Origin of the sequence: Alteromonas oceanisediminis, assembly GCF_018474025.1 — a bacterium.
Classification (GTDB): domain Bacteria; phylum Pseudomonadota; class Gammaproteobacteria; order Enterobacterales; family Alteromonadaceae; genus Alteromonas_E; species Alteromonas_E oceanisediminis.
Genome location: NZ_JAHCTA010000003.1, coordinates 336,043 through 351,162 on the forward strand (window position 1 = coordinate 336,043; position 15,120 = coordinate 351,162).

Here is a 15,120-nt window from a genome sequence, read left to right on the forward strand (position 1 = left end):
AAGTTTGCTCACATCAGATTCCAATAGTTCGGTAATCATTATATGCTTCACGCATATAGTTTTCGAGATAGGAGCGTATATGCAGTTACCTGATGAATCAAAGATTTTGGCGTTCGAAAATGCCTACTCTTTGAGCGAGTGGCTCAAGACAAACCACGATAAACATGACGAACTCTTCGTCAAAATCTATAAAAAAGGCTCAGGCAAACCCAGTGTTACGTGGGGGGATGTGGTTGTTGAGACACTTTGTTGGGGATGGATTGATGGTGTGAAAAAATCCCTAGGTGAGGAAGCGTATTTACAACGGATCACGCCGAGAAAACCCGGTAGTGACTGGTCTAAGAAAAACACTGAGCATGTTGAGCGCCTAATTATAGAAGGCAGAATGCAAGCACCCGGAATGAAACAGGTTCGCGCGGCCAAACAAGATGGTCGATGGGAAAATGCTTACGCACCCCCAAGCCAAATGAAGGTGCCCTTGGATTTTGTCGCAGCGGTAAGCGAAAAGCCAACCATCAAAGCGTTTTATGAAACCCTCAAGAAGACAAACTTCTACGCCATTGCCTACGGCTTGGAAACGGCGAAGAAGCCTGAAACTCGGCAAAGACGCTTTGATAAGTTCATGGATATGTTGTACAGAGGCGAAATGCCAGACTTTGGCTTTAAAAAGAAGTCTTGACTAAATTGCATTGCCGCGTATCGGGCAATCAGGACAAGCCGTCGTCGAACAAAGCCTGCAAATATGATGTTTGTCCATTTCAGTTTCAGGGAGTGTTGATAAGACTTTAGACAGCAAATGCCCGAGCATTTCTTGCTCATTACTGCTTAAAGATTCGACTGCATTCTCAAGGATTTCTATTCGCGAATCCATTAGATTCGCTCTCAAGTCTGTTCCAGCAGTTGTTAGATGTAAAGCGACAGCTCTACCATCTTTGGCTTTTTGCCTTTCCACATAACCGTCATCACTCAAACGGTCAATTAGGCGAACCGTACCCGGATGTGATAATCCCAGCACCTGCCTAAGAAGCTCCACGGAAATACCCGGCACGTAGCCAATCACAACGATTGCGGCTGGAGACTCACCCGCCCGTTCAAGCAACTTCTGTGTCGAACCTCGAATGCGGTCCGTGAGTGCCATTGTCAGAGCACCCAGTAAATTTGCAGTACTTTTCATGGGCGCAATTTTATGCGTGATGCACATAAATTTCAATGCAGGGATTGATTTATATGCACTGCGCATATAATGTAATAAAAAGCAAAAAGTCCTGAGGTGCAAAAATACCATGTCGATAACGAATGGTGATCCACAATTACACTCAGATGAGATACCGGGCACCGATAACTTTCCTAAACTTAACGACAGGATATTTTGTGGTACACAATCGCCCGTATTGCACCACGTATGCTTATTCGTACCTGATATCGACGCCTCAGTCCGTTTTTACACGTCTGGCTTGGGTTTAAGCGTCAGAGAAACGTTTGACGACATTATTGGCCTTCGTACAAAAGGCAACTTCCCTTTTAAAGTACGTAGTGTCTTTATCCAAGCAGGAGAAGGCAGGTATATCGAATTGCATCCCGCTGGAGATGGGGCAATGCAAGCACCCGGCTTTCCTCTCAACCACCTCGCTATCGCAGTCGTGAGTGTCGATGAAGCATACCAACAAGCGCTCAATGCAGGCGGCAAAACTTTTGGTTTCAGTATGCAAGAGGCGGATTGGGACGGTACACCTATGGATGTCATCATGGCCGGAGAGCGCTCTGAGCCAATGCGAATGGCGTTTCTTCAAGGACCTAGTGGTGAGCTGGTTGAGCTGTACCAAGCACCTATCAAAGCATTAGAGCAACAAATAGCAAAGGGAGAATAATATGCTGGAGACATTCAAATCAGATGAAAAAAGTTGGGATGCGTTTAGCCCTCCCGAGCTGGAGTTTCTGTTCGAAGCCAAAGTCCAATTGCACTTACCACCCATCGATGTCGGCGCAATGTCAGATGCGAACCGCCTAATATTCCGTGTGAAAAGTGGTACGTTTGAAGGGCCGCACTTACGCGGTACTGTCGTCCCTGATTCTGGAGCTGACTGGATAAGGAATCGTCCCGATGGTACGGGTGAATTGGATGTGCGCTTTTGTCTGGAAACGCACGACAATGCATTGATATACGTTTATTGGCAAGGTCGTTTTTGGACAGAGCCCGAGCATCTAGAGTATGCGTTCGATGTAGAAAAAGCAGACGACCCCCAAGGTGCATGGCGGTATTATTTCCGCACTGCGCCATTCTTTGAAACAAGCGATCCTCGCTATACATGGTTAAACAATCTCGTCTCAGTCACTAAATCTCGTACTGGTGATGGCGGTCCAATACATCGCTTCTTCGCCGTGATGTAAATGGCACATGTATTTATAGAAACATTATCAAAGTTGAACTAAGCAATGGTAATGTACAAATCCATGACTATAAATCGAAGCGCAAAGGTCATGCTTGCGCTTTTAACGTTCTTTTTCATACTAAGTCATGCGTTTCGTACCATTGTCCCGATTGTCGCCCAGCCACTTGCAACCGAGCTGTCTTTGTCTCCCAATGCGCTCGGTTTATTGGCAGGGTGTTTTCATCTGGCATTTGCGCTGGCCCAACCCGTTGTTGGGGTTTCGCTTGATTTCTATGGCGCTAAACGCACGGTTGTTGTCTTCTACCTCCTTGTTATCACTGGCAGTTGTACTTCGGTGTTTGCTTCTTCATTCTCTGTGCTTGTTGTTGGACAATTGCTCATTGGTATTGGATGTGCGCCTGCATTGCTTGCGTCTCTGGTATTTATCACGCACCACTTTCCATCACATCGATTTACCGCTTTGTCCGCAGTCGTGCTGTCGTTAGGCGGCGCAGGGATGCTTGTTACCAGTTCACCATTGGCTTGGGTTGTGAGTTGGATGTCGTGGCGAAGCGCGTTTGTAGTGCTCGCTATCTTATCTGTCATAAGCTGGGTGGCGATTATCTGCATCGTCAAGGAAAAACCGCTAGATACACAGAGTACAACAGCGTCTTTGCGTGCCACTGTCTTTGAATTAAGCGATGTGTTCAAACAACAGGGTATGTTGGGGATTTGTTGTTTAGCGGCTACCAGTTATGCCGCATTTTTGTGTCTCCGTGGACTTTGGTTGGGGCCGATGTTGACTAGTCGCTATGGTTTAACCACGGCTAACATCGGGCATGTGGCGCTACTGCTTTCCATTGCGGCGATGTTGGGGCCACTTATCTTTGGATTGGTGAAAACCAGCCCGTACAAACAGCGACTTATCATCATCAGCTTTGGATGCTGTTATTCTCTTTTGTTTGTTTTACACGCCATACAGTTGGGTCTGTTGGCAGATATTGTGTTGATTGTTTTAAATGGCTTAATGGGGGGATTCATTGCCCTCCAGTATGCCGATTTACGAGCAGCATTTAGCGCCGATAAAATTGGCAGAGCGCTAAGTATTTTTACGATAGCCATGTTTTTAGGCGTGGCTCTTTCACAGTGGATAAGCGGTTTTATCGCATCACTTGCCGCTTCAATTAACGCAAATTCGCTCTACTGGGCGCTGCTTTTCGTTGCACTGCTTCAAGTGCTGGGAGTGTTTGCGTTTTGGTACTGTCAGTGGCCTTGTCGCATTCAACGTCATAAAGCCGCACTGCGCACCGAGCCTTCATGAGACGTGATATGGAAACCATTTACACCGAGTTCTTCGATAGCCCGGTTGGCATCCTCAAAATAGAGGCGAGCAATACCGCCTTATTGAGTGTTTGGTATTGCAAAGGTGGACGAGAATCGAAAGATCCCTTAGTCCGCTCAAATTGGCTCACTGAGCAAACAAAAGTGCAGCTTCTTGAGTATCTTGCTGGTGAGCGCACTGAATTTGATTTACCTCTAAAGCTAATCGGCTCTGCATTTCAGATTGAAGTATGGGAAGCGCTGCTTCGCGTGCCATTCGGAGAAACGCGCACATACGCTCAACAAGCAAAAAACATAGGAAAACCAAATGCGATGAGGGCAGTTGGTGCTGCAAACGGTAAAAATCGCATCAACATCATCGTACCATGCCATCGCATAATCGGTGCTGACGGCTCACTAACCGGGTATGGCGGCGGGATAGAAAACAAGGCGTGGTTGTTAAATCACGAGGGTGCTTTATCTCCCCATCAAACATCATTAGATATCTAGGAGATAAGAGAATGAACAAGACTGAACTGTTTATGTCACTTCATTACCAAGAAGACATATTGTTCCTGCCCAATGCATGGGACGTCATCTCTGCTATTGCAATAGAAAAAGCCAGCTTTAAGGCGCTTGGCACGACTAGTTATGGGTTGGCGAACGCACATGGGATGGAAGACGGCGAGAACATAGCATTTGAACTGCTTCTTGAGTCCGTCAGAAGGATAATTGGAGCGGTATCAATTCCTGTTTCTGTTGATATTGAAGCAGGGTATGCAAGCCGTACTGATGATATTGCTCAAAACGTTTTGTCTATTGCTGAAATTGGTGCAGTAGGCATCAATATCGAGGACTCGCGCAAAGATAAAGTCGGACTTCGCGCAGTTGAAGAACAAGCAGACATCATCCGAGCTGTTAGAAAACAACTTGTAGACAATGGGTTTGAAACCTTTTTCATCAATGCACGAATTGATACCGTCTTTCAAGGGAGACCGACGGAGGAAACGCTAACCCGTGCGTCAAAATATATAGAAGCAGGCGCAAATGGTGTTTTTGTGCCAGGGTTAAGTGAATCTGGCGAAATCAAGATACTGACGTCTGAACTGGATGCACCCGTGAACATCATGTCACTAACTAACTTGACCTCTTTGCAAGATTTGCAAGCTTTAGGTATAAAGCGCTTTAGTATGGGGAATGCATTCTCTGACGCAGTGATATCGCATGTTGAAAAAACAGCCACGTTAATGTTTAACGATAACTCTACAAAAGCGCTCTATCCATAAAAGGGGCAAAATCTAAGTGTGTGAAGTTCCGCTTTTTTGTATTGGGCTGCCCATCAAATTTAGAAAATCCACTTGCGCCATTCGCTTACTGGGTACTGTTGCGAAATGCTCGATTTCTTTTGGATTTATCATCACCGAATAAATTACCAACGTTTCACAACTTGTTGATTAAAAGTTGCAATACATACATTTAAATTTATAATCTCAAAACTAGCGATAGCGTTTCGACATAGTATTCTAATAAAATTAACCACTTTATTGGACAACAAGACCGCCGGCCACGGCGGTTTTTTTGTGCTTGTTCTTTGCTTAACTTCTTCTACTAAATGGAATGATTAGTTTCATATGTGTTTTGTAGCTGGCACAAAATCGATTTCCTTTTCAGGTAAATTTTCACTTTTGTTTCACCAACATGAGACACGCATTTCACGATAAGAGACACCATTTCACTCCAAAATAGATCTCACACTAAAGCTCCCGAAACCAACAAAGATTGATCCAAGTCAATAACCTGCTATACTTTCAGAAATTACTGAAACTTTAGAAACAATCATGAAGATGACACCGATGATCACCAGTTTTGTGATGCACTTTGGCGAGATGGGAAGTCGCTGGGGTTTCAATCGTACAGTGGGTCAAATATATGCCTTGCTGGTGGTCAGCGAACAAGCGTTAACAGCCAATGAGATTGGTGACGCGTTAAACATCTCTCGTGGCAATGTCAGCATGGGTTTGAAAGAACTCAACGCATGGCAGTTGATCCGTGCGCAGCATAAACCCGGCGATCGTAAAGATTATTATCAAAGTCGCGGCAGCATTTGGGATATGGCGAATCGCGTGTTTGAAGAGCGCCGCAAACGCGAGATTGACCCGACGTTAAGCTTGCTGCGTGACTTAATGCTGGATGCACCGGGAAATCAGGGCGAGCAATTTGCGCAGGAGCGGATCGCGGAGATCCACGATTTACTGGAAAATATCACTGAATGGACACAGAGCTTGCAGTCTCTCAGCCCGGAAAAGCTCAACACATTAATGAAGCTCGGTTCAGGGGTCGGAAAAGTCCTCGATTTAAAAGATAAACTGTTGTTGCCGAAACAAGCCAACTAAAACAGTAGATTAGCCTTCAATGTGCTATTGAGGGGAAAGCAGAACGTCTCCGTTTTATTCAATTTGAGGTAGTTATGTTAGACGTACTCATGCTGTCACGCATTCAGTTCGCAGCCAATATAAGCTTTCACATCTTGTTTCCAACCATCACGATCGCGCTGGGCTGGTTGCTGGTTTACTTTAAGTTGCGCTATGACAAATCCGGTCACCCCGTGTGGATGAGGGCCTACCGTTTTTGGGTGAAGGTTTTCGCGCTGACGTTCGCGTTGGGTGTGGTTAGCGGTATCACCATGTCGTTCCAGTTTGGAACGAACTGGCCAGGCTTTATGGAAACCATCGGCAACATCGCAGGTCCGCTACTGGCTTACGAAATCCTCACGGCGTTCTTTTTGGAAGCGTCATTGTTGGGTGTGATGTTGTTCGGCTTTAACCGCGTACCGGGCTGGGTTCATACCCTGAGCACCTTTTTGGTGGCTTTAGGCACCACCATGTCTGCGTTTTGGATCATCGCACTGAATTCATGGATGCACACCCCTGCGGGTTTCGAGATGCGCGAGGGTGTCGCACATGCTACCGATTGGCTAGCAATTATTTTTAATCCTTCGTTTCCTTATCGTTTTGCGCACGTTCTGATGTCTTCCGCGCTGACGGTCTGTTTTCTTGTCGCCGGTATTTCCGCGTATCGAATGTACCGGGGCGATAGTAAACAAGCGCCCAAAGTCACTTTAAAAACCGCCCTGTTCAGTGCAGCCCTGCTAGCGCCAACACAAGCCTTTATTGGTGACCTACATGGGCTCAATACGCTTGAGTACCAGCCTCAGAAAGTGGCCGCAATGGAGGGCATTTGGGAAACAGAGAAAGGCGCGCCTCTGCTGCTGTTTGCTATTCCAGATGAGGACGCACGCGAAAATCGCTATGCCATTGGCATTCCGAAACTTGCCAGTCTGATTCTTACGCACGACCTGAATGGCGAAATTAAAGGCTTAAATGAATTTAAAGGTGAACACCCACCTGTAAAGCCTTTGTTTTTTGGTTTTCGTGTGATGGTCGGCACTGGGCTACTAATGATCATGGTGGCGTGGTGGTGTAGCTGGCGGCTATACCGACGTGACTCATTGACGCAACTGCAACTGAAAGTTGTGATGGGCATGACGTTTAGTGGTTGGATTGCAACGCTTGCAGGTTGGTATGTCACTGAAATTGGCCGACAACCCTATTTGGTCTCGGGTGTGCTAAAAACACAGGACGCCGTCACTGACATTGCCTCGGGTAATGTGATGCTCACGCTGGCTATCTATCTTTCAATTTACGTAGCACTGTTGATCGCCTACATCCGAACTTTATTTTTAATGGCGCGCCGTTCAGTCGAGCTGGAAGAAATTCAACCTGAAGAACGTGAGCGACAAAAAGGAATTACGAGAGGCAGTATGAGGAAGGAGGTTAGCGCATGATTGACTGGCTTTTTGCAGATGAGAATCTTCCACTGGTGTTTGCTGTTCTGATGGCGCTCTCTGTTATTTTGTACGCAGTACTCGATGGCTACGATCTCGGCGTGGGCTTATTGCTGCCGATGGATAACGCCGAACAAAGAGATAGCGCCATTGCTTCCATTGGGCCGTTCTGGGATGCCAATGAAACATGGCTGGTATTAGCGATTGGGCTGCTTTTGGTCGCCTTTCCTGCTGCGCACAGTGAAATACTGCATGCGCTTTATCTGCCCGCAACCTTCATGCTAATTGGTTTAATATTGCGCGGCGTGGCATTTGATTTCAGAGCAAAGGTGTCAGTGACCCAGAAGCGGCAATGGGATTACTTATTTAAGCTTGGTTCTTTGATCGCCACGCTAACACAAGGATTTGTGTTGGGCATGTTCGTGATGGGGTTTGAGTACACCGTCGGTGGTGTATTTTTCAGTATCCTCAGCGCATTCGGTGTTGCCACTGCCTATGCTCTGATTGGTAGTACCTGGTTAATTATGAAATCTGAAGGAGAACTGCATCGACGCGCTTTGCGGTGGGCGAAATATTCAGGAGCCATCGCGTTTGCGGGCATTCTGGCCGTGTGCTTTATCAACCCGCTGATCAACTCGTTTGTATTGGAGCGCTGGACGACCATACCCATGGCGTACTTTATTGGTGCGATTCCGCTGCTGTGTTTCAGTATGTTTGCGGTTGGATATCAGGTACTAAAACGTTTACCGCTGGAAGGCCATCGGGGTGACTGGGTCCCCTTTTTGATGACTGTGGTGGTATTTTTGTGTTGCTTTGCCGGCTTGGCGTTAAGCTTCTATCCGTATGTGGTACCGGGGCAACTGACCATCTATGAAACCGCCAGCGCACCCGAATCACTGAGGATCATGTTAGTGGGTGCTTTATTAGTTTTGCCGATGATTGCTGGTTATACCGTTTTTGCTTATACCACCTTTCGTGGCAAAACAACGGCGCTTAGATACTACTAGCGCGCAAGAGACTAACCACCAAACAAGCGCTCCCACCAGGAGCGTTTGTCCTCAGACTTTTCTGTGTTGCGTGGCTCGGGTTGTGCCCGGCCACTGCAATCAACTTGCGAAAGCGGTAGCACGTCCAATATTGCCGGTACGCTCAATGCATTAGGACAGCCTGCCGTCACGACCTCACCGGTGGCGGGCAAGAAGTGCGCTATGCCCAATCCATCAGGAAAACGGCGAGACAGGGACTTAGGTTCCTGCCGCTTTTGATAGGCTATAAATGCGCTCAGTGCACCGCTGGCGCCGGTTAATCCGGTAGGTTTATTATCGTCCTCGCCCAGCCAGGTAGTCACCAGAACATTCCGATCAAACCCCGCAAACCAGCTATCACGATAATCGTCAGTCGTGCCAGTTTTGCCGGCCATGTTAACGCGTGGGAACTGCTGTCTAATACGTTTGGCGGTTCCTTCAACAGTGACCTTATGCAGTGCAAAATTGGTAAGGTAAGTGGCTGCGTCATCAACACGTTGTTCCGCATAGCCACTGTGTTGCCACATAAGGCGATTATTGGCCGAAACGATCGCGTTGACCGCATGCACCGGCTTGTAGACACCGGTGTTTGCGAGGGTTTGATAAACTTGATTCACTTGCAATAGTGAGAGCTCAACTGAACCCAAAGTCAGCGCAGGTACTTCTTTGATTGGCGTGGTCACTCCCAGTCTGCGTAACGTGTAGGCAATGGTGTCCAGCCCCACCGCCAGCCCCAAGTTGACTGTCGGCACGTTCAGCGATTGTGTGAGGGCGTCGATTAATGGCACTTCACCACGGAAGGTTTTATCTGCATTCAAGGGCTGCCAATACGTGCCGGTTTCATCCTCAAAAGACAATGGTTTATCTTCCAGCAACGTGGCCAGATTGAATCGCGCGGGTTCCTCCAACGCAGCCAGATAAATTGCAGGTTTGATCAAAGAGCCAATAGGTCTGCGCGCATCCAATGCACGGTTAAAGCCACTAAACTCAACGTTTTTGCTGCCTACAATCGCTCGAATTTCGCCACTGCCGATGTCAGTGACCATCATCGCGCCTTGCAATGTCGGAACTTTTTGCTGCTGAGCCAACTGCGTGACAGTCTCTTCTAGCGCCCGTTCTGCGCGTCGTTGCGCGTTAATATCCAGTGACGTAAAGACTTTAACACCGGATTCGCGAATGTTCGGGTCGGCCAGAATGTCATTCAATTCGCGTCGCACTTTATCCATGAATGCAGGGTGTTTTCCACTCGCAAGGGTTGCACCGCTAGCGACTTGTAATGGCTGGTTGACCAGCATCTCGTAGTCGTCCGCACTGATCTCGTTGTTTTCAAACAGAATACGCAGCACCAGATCACGCCGCTCCACGGCTCGCTCAGGATGACGGCGGGGATTGTAGTAAGATGGTCCTTTAACTAACCCGACCAAAGTCGCTATTTCTGCCGTGTTTAGCTCATCAACAGGCCGATCAAAATAAAAGTGGCTCCCCAGCCCAAAACCGTGCACGCCAACCCCACCGTTCTGCCCGATAAACACTTCGTTAAGGTAGGCCTGCAATATCCTGTCTTTGGAATAACGCGCGTCAATGACAACAGCCATTAATGCTTCTTTGACCTTGCGTACAATGGATTTTTCGCGGGTTAAATAAAGATTCTTGACCAGTTGCTGTGTGAGCGTGCTACCGCCCTGCACGGTGCGTCCTGCCGCTAAATTAGCCATAAACGCGCGCAATATCGACATCGGCGCTACGCCATGGTGTTTGTAAAAGTTTTGGTCTTCCACCAATGTCAATGCTTTAACCAGCATAGGGGGAACCGTGTCGATATCGAGCAGCATGCGGTCTTCGCGTTCATTACTGACTAACCGGGTGACTAGCCACGGTTCTAAACTTATTTTATCGAGTCGCTCTGCATTCAGCCAGGTATCATCGATGACCGAGCCCTCCTCAATGTGAGCGATGCGAGTGCCGTTCCACGTCACTCGGATCAGCCGTTGCCCCTGTTGCCCTTCGACAAAGTGAAAACCACGGCGCATGAACGCGATCGCATCGCCGCGTAATGAGTACTCACCACTACCATCAATATTTGCTACTTTGCGATAGCCCAGTAGCACCAATTCATCGACCACTTCTCTTGGCGTAATTTCCTGACCCTGTGAGATAACCAAAGGACGCGCGTAAATCTGTGCTGGCACTTGCCATTTGTTGCCGGTGAAATGGTGTTTTATGGTGGCGTCTAGATAGAAAAGGTAGGCAGCTAACGCGACCACGCTGACCAACACAAGCTTCCAGAATAACGACCAGAACCACGGCTTCTTTGACGATTTCACTGAACTCGCTTTCGTTTTTGTGCTGCGTGGTTTGGGTGTTCGGGTAGTTTTTTTAGTCAATGCGTCCAGTCTCTTGAGGGGCACACCTTGAGCAAGGTGCTTAAAGCCTAATTTTGCGTGACCACAACGAAAATTGCTACCCCCTGAACGTGGATTCCATCGCCAACCACATCATGTTAATGCTCGTCGTCGATATATTTCTCAAATACACCCGACTAACTGTACCGATACAGTGAACATTCCGCTAGCATGGAGGTCTTTAAATCAGTAGCGACTTTGTTGTCGTCAATTATCATTTTGGAGAAGATCACGTGTTACCGTCTTTCCGGCCACCAAAAGCCATCGCGCTGGCGCTATTGATGATCTGCAGTGCTGGATTATCCGCACAGGAGCAGGAAAACTCATTTTCTCAATGCTTAACGTCACTGGATTCGCTCGCGAACGAAGAGGGAGTGAGCCAGTCGGCGCGCGATGTTCTCAAGTCGCTTTCCTACCAGCCTCGCGTGATCGAGCTTGATCGCAATCAACCAGAATTTGTGCAGACCTTTCCGGCTTATTTTAGCAAGCGCGTGAATGAATGGCGTATTAATAAAGGTCGTGAAATGTATGCTAAGCACGCTGAGTTTCTGGCTGAACTTAATCAACGCTTTGGTATTCCCGGCCATTACCTGATGGCCTTTTGGGGTTTGGAAACAAACTTCGGCGGATATAAGGGCAATATGCCCACCTTGGACTCATTGGCAACACTGGCGTGCGACCCACGGCGGAAACGTTTTTTCACACACGAATTATTGTTGGCGTTAAAATTGGTTGACCGTGAAAAACTCGACCCGAGTGCCATGCAGGGTTCGTGGGCCGGTGCAATGGGCCACACCCAATTTATGCCTTCAACTTATACCCAATACGCCATTGATGGCGATGGTGACGGCAGTATTAATCTGTGGGAAAGTGAACAGGATGCATTGGCATCAGCGGCCAATTTTTTGCATCGGCTTGGCTGGGAACCCGGTCTGCGATGGGGGCGAGAGGTACGCTTACCCAACGATTTTGATTTCGCACTAGCTGGCAAAAGTCACCAACGCAGCGTTGCTCAATGGCGAGCATTAGGCGTAATGTATGCTGATGGCTCTGAACTTCCCGACAGCGATGTTAAAGGTACGCTAAGGGTGCCTGCCGGCCATTCTGGGCCAGCGTTCTTAACCTATAAAAATTTCAACACCATCATGCGCTGGAATAACTCAGAATTCTACGCCATCGCCGTCGGGCACCTAGCCGACCGCATTATCAAGGCCCCGGCGTTAACAGCACCACTACCTGACTTACCGGCACTAGCACGCGCTGATATTAAGAATATGCAATTGGCGCTGGCCGCCAAAGGCTATGATGTCGGCGGCGCTGATGGCATTATCGGTCCGGCCACCCGCGAAGGGATCCGCCACTATCAAATTGACAATGGCCTGGTAGCTGATGGTTTTCCTAGCCTGGAGATCCAGCAGCGCTTACTGAGTGACTAAGTAAGATTAGCCGCGCTGCATTTTCGCTTTGGTGACCTTGGTAGGTTGCGTATTGGCCGGATCATTCGGCCATAAATGTTTTGGATAGCGGCCTTTCATTTCTTTTTTAATCGCGGTGTAGCTGTCACTTTGCCAAAACTGGCCGAGATCACGGGTGGTTTGCAGTGGTCGATGTGCCGGCGATAAAAGCTCAAAACTCAGCCCAAGTTCACCGTTTGCCAAGCACGGTGACACCGCTAATCCGAAAACGTACTGCATGCGCACGGAAATTTTAGCCCCTTGTTGGCTTAAGTCGGTTTGCAGGTCAACACAGGAATAATCGATGCTAACGTTGTCTCCCGTCGGTAGACTTAATCGCTTGGGTAATTGCTGATCAAGCCATTGTTGTTGTGTCCAATCCAGCCGATTTCGGATCAATTCAGGCCACGCTAGCGTGGAAAGTTGTTTATAAGAACGGCAATTACCCAAAAAAGGCATCAACCAGTCTGTCGCGGTCGCAATCAATGCCTCATCACTGAAGTCAGGCCAAGGTGACAGCGCTTCCGATAAAGTGCATTGCTGCGCTATCCGGCAGCGATGCAGTAGCGACTGAGCCTCGGCGCTTAATGGCAGCCACTGGACACCCTTATTATGGAGCAGGTCAAGCCATAGTGTCTGCAGCGTTGATTCGGCTTGCTGTGATAACGAATAATTGAATTCTAGTGCTTGGTGCGCGAACTCAATCGCGCCGAAACTGCGTGTTTGTCGTCGCTGCCAGCGCTGGGTGTTATCGTCCCACAGAACCATATCAGATTGAGTGAAGTCACTAGGTAAGGCTTCTTCAAGAAGTTGTAGAGAGATTGGTTCGTAGGCGTACACTATCGGTTCACCACTGGGATTAATGCGAATGTCGACAACACTCAGCCAATTACCGGGAGTCACGAAAGTGTCGCGCTGAAGACTCGCCTGCTTGCCCCCGGATAACTTCAAGCGGCCTGTATCCGTGGCGAAAGCAATTCTGTCTGGCCACGCGGTCGCACTGCATACCGCTAATTGTTCGTGGCTAACGCTTTTAAGCGCGATGAAATCAAAGCGAATATCGAACAGAGCCAACAAGGCGATCATTCGTTGCTCAATACGTTGCATGTCGTTGTGCCGCATCGCACTCGCAGTATTTCTACTGTGCTTATATGCGCGCAACCGCTCGTTCACTTGCGCGTGATCGAAGGTCGCACCAAACTCATCCATCATGGCCACAAATGCAGCGGCATGAAGCCAAACGCTATCCTTACCTTGTGTGTCCTGAATACTCAGAAGCATATGTGCCAGGCGCGGAATAAGGGGCACACGCAACAATGCCCGACCATGTTCGGTGACGCGCTCATCGTCGGATATTGCCCGTAACCACTGTAACTGGGTTCGCGCTGAATCCAGCTGCGCGCGGCTCGGTTGTGAAATGAGTGGCAACTGATCCAGTTCAGTACCCCACACTTTCGCGTGCAGCACCATGTCGGTGACATCACATTCCAGCATCGGCACTGGCGCCTGCGCAGCTAAACGCTCCTGCTGCGCTGGAGACCAGAGTCGATAACAGTGCCCCTCAGCCATTCTTCCCGCTCGGCCAGCACGTTGATGGGCCGAAGCCTGACTGACCCGCAGCGTGACCAGCTGCTCAATATCACTGCGTAAATCGAGTTTGACTCTGCGCTCCAGCCCCGTATCGATGACGATACGAATTCCTTCTATGGTCAAACTCGTTTCTGCAATATTCGTTGCCAAAACAACCTTGCGGCGAGTTTGTCTGTCGGGTTGAATGGCGCGATCCTGTTCCTGCTTGGTCAGCCCGCCATACAAAGGCACCAATACGGTATCTGGCGGAACACAGGCTGCCGTCATAGCAAGCTTAATTTCTGCTGCACCGGGTAGAAATACCAACACGTCACCCGTGTGGGCGGCCAGCACGTCAGGCAGCAATGAAACCGCATGCGCTGTGAGTTGCTTCGAAAGTGAGACTGACTGCCCACTTGTCCGGGCCTGTTGAGTAGACAGTGGATGATAGTGATAGTGGATAGGGAATTGCCGCCCCGGCACATCAACAATAGCAGCTTCGGGAAGTGTGTGCGCTAAGCCGGGTACGTCTAATGTTGCTGACATGATCAGTAAGCGTAGGTCAGGTCGCAAGGCTTGCTGCGATTCAATCGCTAATGCTAGCCCAAAATCGGCGTGAACGTTGCGCTCGTGAAATTCATCAAACACCAGCAAACCTACACTGGACAGCTCAGGATCGGCTTGAAACTGCCGGGTAAGTACTCCCTCAGTGATTATCTCTAGTCGGGTTGATGAACTTACCTTTCGTTCTCCGCGAATACGATAACCCACTTGCTGCCCTACAACTTCTCCCAGTTGCGCAGCCAAATAGTGAGCCAGTGCTCTAACGACAACACGTCGTGGTTGCAGAACTATAATTTTTCCAGACCAACTTTCGCTACACCTGAGTAAGTGCAGCAATAACCGCGTTGACTTTCCCGCACCGGGTGCCGCACTGAGGATCACATTGCCATCTTTCAGACGTTCGGCTATCGGGCCTAGAAAGGTTTCTATCGGTAGTAATGTTGTCTCAGTGGAAGTCAACACAGGCTCCTGTTCAATCAATGGGGCATGTACAAAAATGGGTTTGGGTGTGATTTGCCACGCGCCTTTATGATATCGTAAATTGACGATGTACAGCGTGTTTTATCACTGGCT

The 15,120-nt window shown here is 48.6% G+C and carries 13 protein-coding genes; 10 read left to right on the top strand and 3 right to left on the bottom strand.

Going from position 1 to position 15,120, the window contains the following annotated elements; genetic code table 11:
- Positions 1 to 79: 79 nt before the first annotated feature.
- Entirely contained in the window at positions 80 to 679 is a 600-nt protein-coding gene (locus tag KIU71_RS06960; protein WP_214130472.1) for a YdeI/OmpD-associated family protein, read from the top strand.
- Here KIU71_RS06960 and KIU71_RS06965 read toward each other — a convergent pair whose 3' ends face one another.
- The gene (locus KIU71_RS06965) at positions 680 to 1,174 is read right to left on the bottom strand and encodes a MarR family winged helix-turn-helix transcriptional regulator (RefSeq protein ID WP_214130473.1); all 495 of its coding nucleotides are present in this window, start codon (positions 1,172 to 1,174) and stop codon (positions 680 to 682) included.
- 109 nt (positions 1,175 to 1,283) lie between these two features.
- On the opposite strand from KIU71_RS06965, the gene KIU71_RS06970 reads away from it, so the two are divergent.
- The 8 genes from KIU71_RS06970 to cydB all read left to right on the top strand — a co-directional run bounded on the left by KIU71_RS06970 (position 1,284) and on the right by cydB (position 8,540).
- Entirely contained in the window at positions 1,284 to 1,868 is a 585-nt protein-coding gene (locus tag KIU71_RS06970; RefSeq protein ID WP_214130474.1) for a VOC family protein, read from the top strand.
- Position 1,869: 1 nt separating this feature from the next.
- On the top strand, positions 1,870 to 2,388 hold the full coding sequence (locus tag KIU71_RS06975; protein ID WP_214130475.1) for a DUF3237 domain-containing protein: 519 nt from the start codon (positions 1,870 to 1,872) through the stop codon (positions 2,386 to 2,388).
- A gap of 63 nt (positions 2,389 to 2,451) precedes the next feature.
- On the top strand, positions 2,452 to 3,690 hold the full coding sequence (locus KIU71_RS06980; protein WP_214130476.1) for an MFS transporter: 1,239 nt from the start codon (positions 2,452 to 2,454) through the stop codon (positions 3,688 to 3,690).
- Between the two features lie 8 nt (positions 3,691 to 3,698).
- Complete coding sequence (locus KIU71_RS06985; RefSeq protein WP_214130477.1) at positions 3,699 to 4,199, top strand: methylated-DNA--[protein]-cysteine S-methyltransferase; 501 nt, start codon at positions 3,699 to 3,701, stop codon at positions 4,197 to 4,199.
- A gap of 11 nt (positions 4,200 to 4,210) precedes the next feature.
- Positions 4,211 to 4,975 carry an isocitrate lyase/PEP mutase family protein gene (locus KIU71_RS06990; protein ID WP_214130478.1) on the top strand — a complete coding sequence of 255 codons (765 nt, stop codon included), beginning with the start codon at positions 4,211 to 4,213 and terminating at the stop codon, positions 4,973 to 4,975.
- Positions 4,976 to 5,527: 552 nt separating this feature from the next.
- Positions 5,528 to 6,082, top strand: a complete 555-nt coding sequence (locus KIU71_RS06995) for a GbsR/MarR family transcriptional regulator (protein ID WP_214130479.1) — start codon at positions 5,528 to 5,530, stop codon at positions 6,080 to 6,082.
- A 74-nt stretch (positions 6,083 to 6,156) separates the two neighbouring features.
- Complete coding sequence (locus KIU71_RS07000; RefSeq protein ID WP_214130480.1) at positions 6,157 to 7,533, top strand: cytochrome ubiquinol oxidase subunit I; 1,377 nt, start codon at positions 6,157 to 6,159, stop codon at positions 7,531 to 7,533.
- Positions 7,530 to 8,540: a cytochrome d ubiquinol oxidase subunit II gene (gene cydB / locus KIU71_RS07005; protein ID WP_214130481.1), complete on the top strand. Its 1,011-nt coding sequence runs from the start codon at positions 7,530 to 7,532 to the stop codon at positions 8,538 to 8,540. Before KIU71_RS07000 ends, cydB begins: the two co-directional genes overlap by 4 nt.
- Before the next feature lie 11 nt (positions 8,541 to 8,551).
- Here cydB and mrcB read toward each other — a convergent pair whose 3' ends face one another.
- A complete protein-coding gene (gene mrcB, locus KIU71_RS07010) occupies positions 8,552 to 10,942 on the bottom strand; it encodes a penicillin-binding protein 1B (RefSeq protein ID WP_214130482.1) in 2,391 nt (796 codons plus the stop codon).
- A 299-nt stretch (positions 10,943 to 11,241) separates the two neighbouring features.
- On the opposite strand from mrcB, the gene KIU71_RS07015 reads away from it, so the two are divergent.
- The gene (locus tag KIU71_RS07015; RefSeq protein ID WP_214130628.1) at positions 11,242 to 12,396 is read left to right on the top strand and encodes a lytic murein transglycosylase; all 1,155 of its coding nucleotides are present in this window, start codon (positions 11,242 to 11,244) and stop codon (positions 12,394 to 12,396) included.
- Between the two features lie 6 nt (positions 12,397 to 12,402).
- Here the strand turns inward: KIU71_RS07015 and hrpB are convergent, their stop codons facing one another.
- Positions 12,403 to 15,006, bottom strand: a complete 2,604-nt coding sequence (hrpB, locus tag KIU71_RS07020) for an ATP-dependent helicase HrpB (protein WP_214130483.1) — start codon at positions 15,004 to 15,006, stop codon at positions 12,403 to 12,405.
- Positions 15,007 to 15,120: the final 114 nt, after the last annotated feature.

Excerpts from the sequence above, each read along its gene's own strand:
- KIU71_RS06960 (WP_214130472.1), top strand. The coding sequence starts at position 80 with ATGCAGTTACCTGATGAATCAAAGATTTTGGCGTTCGAAAATGCCTAC.
- KIU71_RS06965 (WP_214130473.1), bottom strand. The coding sequence starts at position 1,174 with ATGAAAAGTACTGCAAATTTACTGGGTGCTCTGACAATGGCACTCACG.
- KIU71_RS06970 (WP_214130474.1), top strand. The coding sequence starts at position 1,284 with ATGTCGATAACGAATGGTGATCCACAATTACACTCAGATGAGATACCG.
- KIU71_RS06975 (WP_214130475.1), top strand. The coding sequence starts at position 1,870 with ATGCTGGAGACATTCAAATCAGATGAAAAAAGTTGGGATGCGTTTAGC.
- KIU71_RS06980 (WP_214130476.1), top strand. The coding sequence starts at position 2,452 with ATGACTATAAATCGAAGCGCAAAGGTCATGCTTGCGCTTTTAACGTTC.
- KIU71_RS06985 (WP_214130477.1), top strand. The coding sequence starts at position 3,699 with ATGGAAACCATTTACACCGAGTTCTTCGATAGCCCGGTTGGCATCCTC.
- KIU71_RS06990 (WP_214130478.1), top strand. The coding sequence starts at position 4,211 with ATGAACAAGACTGAACTGTTTATGTCACTTCATTACCAAGAAGACATA.
- KIU71_RS06995 (WP_214130479.1), top strand. The coding sequence starts at position 5,528 with ATGAAGATGACACCGATGATCACCAGTTTTGTGATGCACTTTGGCGAG.
- KIU71_RS07000 (WP_214130480.1), top strand. The coding sequence starts at position 6,157 with ATGTTAGACGTACTCATGCTGTCACGCATTCAGTTCGCAGCCAATATA.
- cydB (WP_214130481.1), top strand. The coding sequence starts at position 7,530 with ATGATTGACTGGCTTTTTGCAGATGAGAATCTTCCACTGGTGTTTGCT.
- KIU71_RS07015 (WP_214130628.1), top strand. The coding sequence starts at position 11,242 with ATGATCTGCAGTGCTGGATTATCCGCACAGGAGCAGGAAAACTCATTT.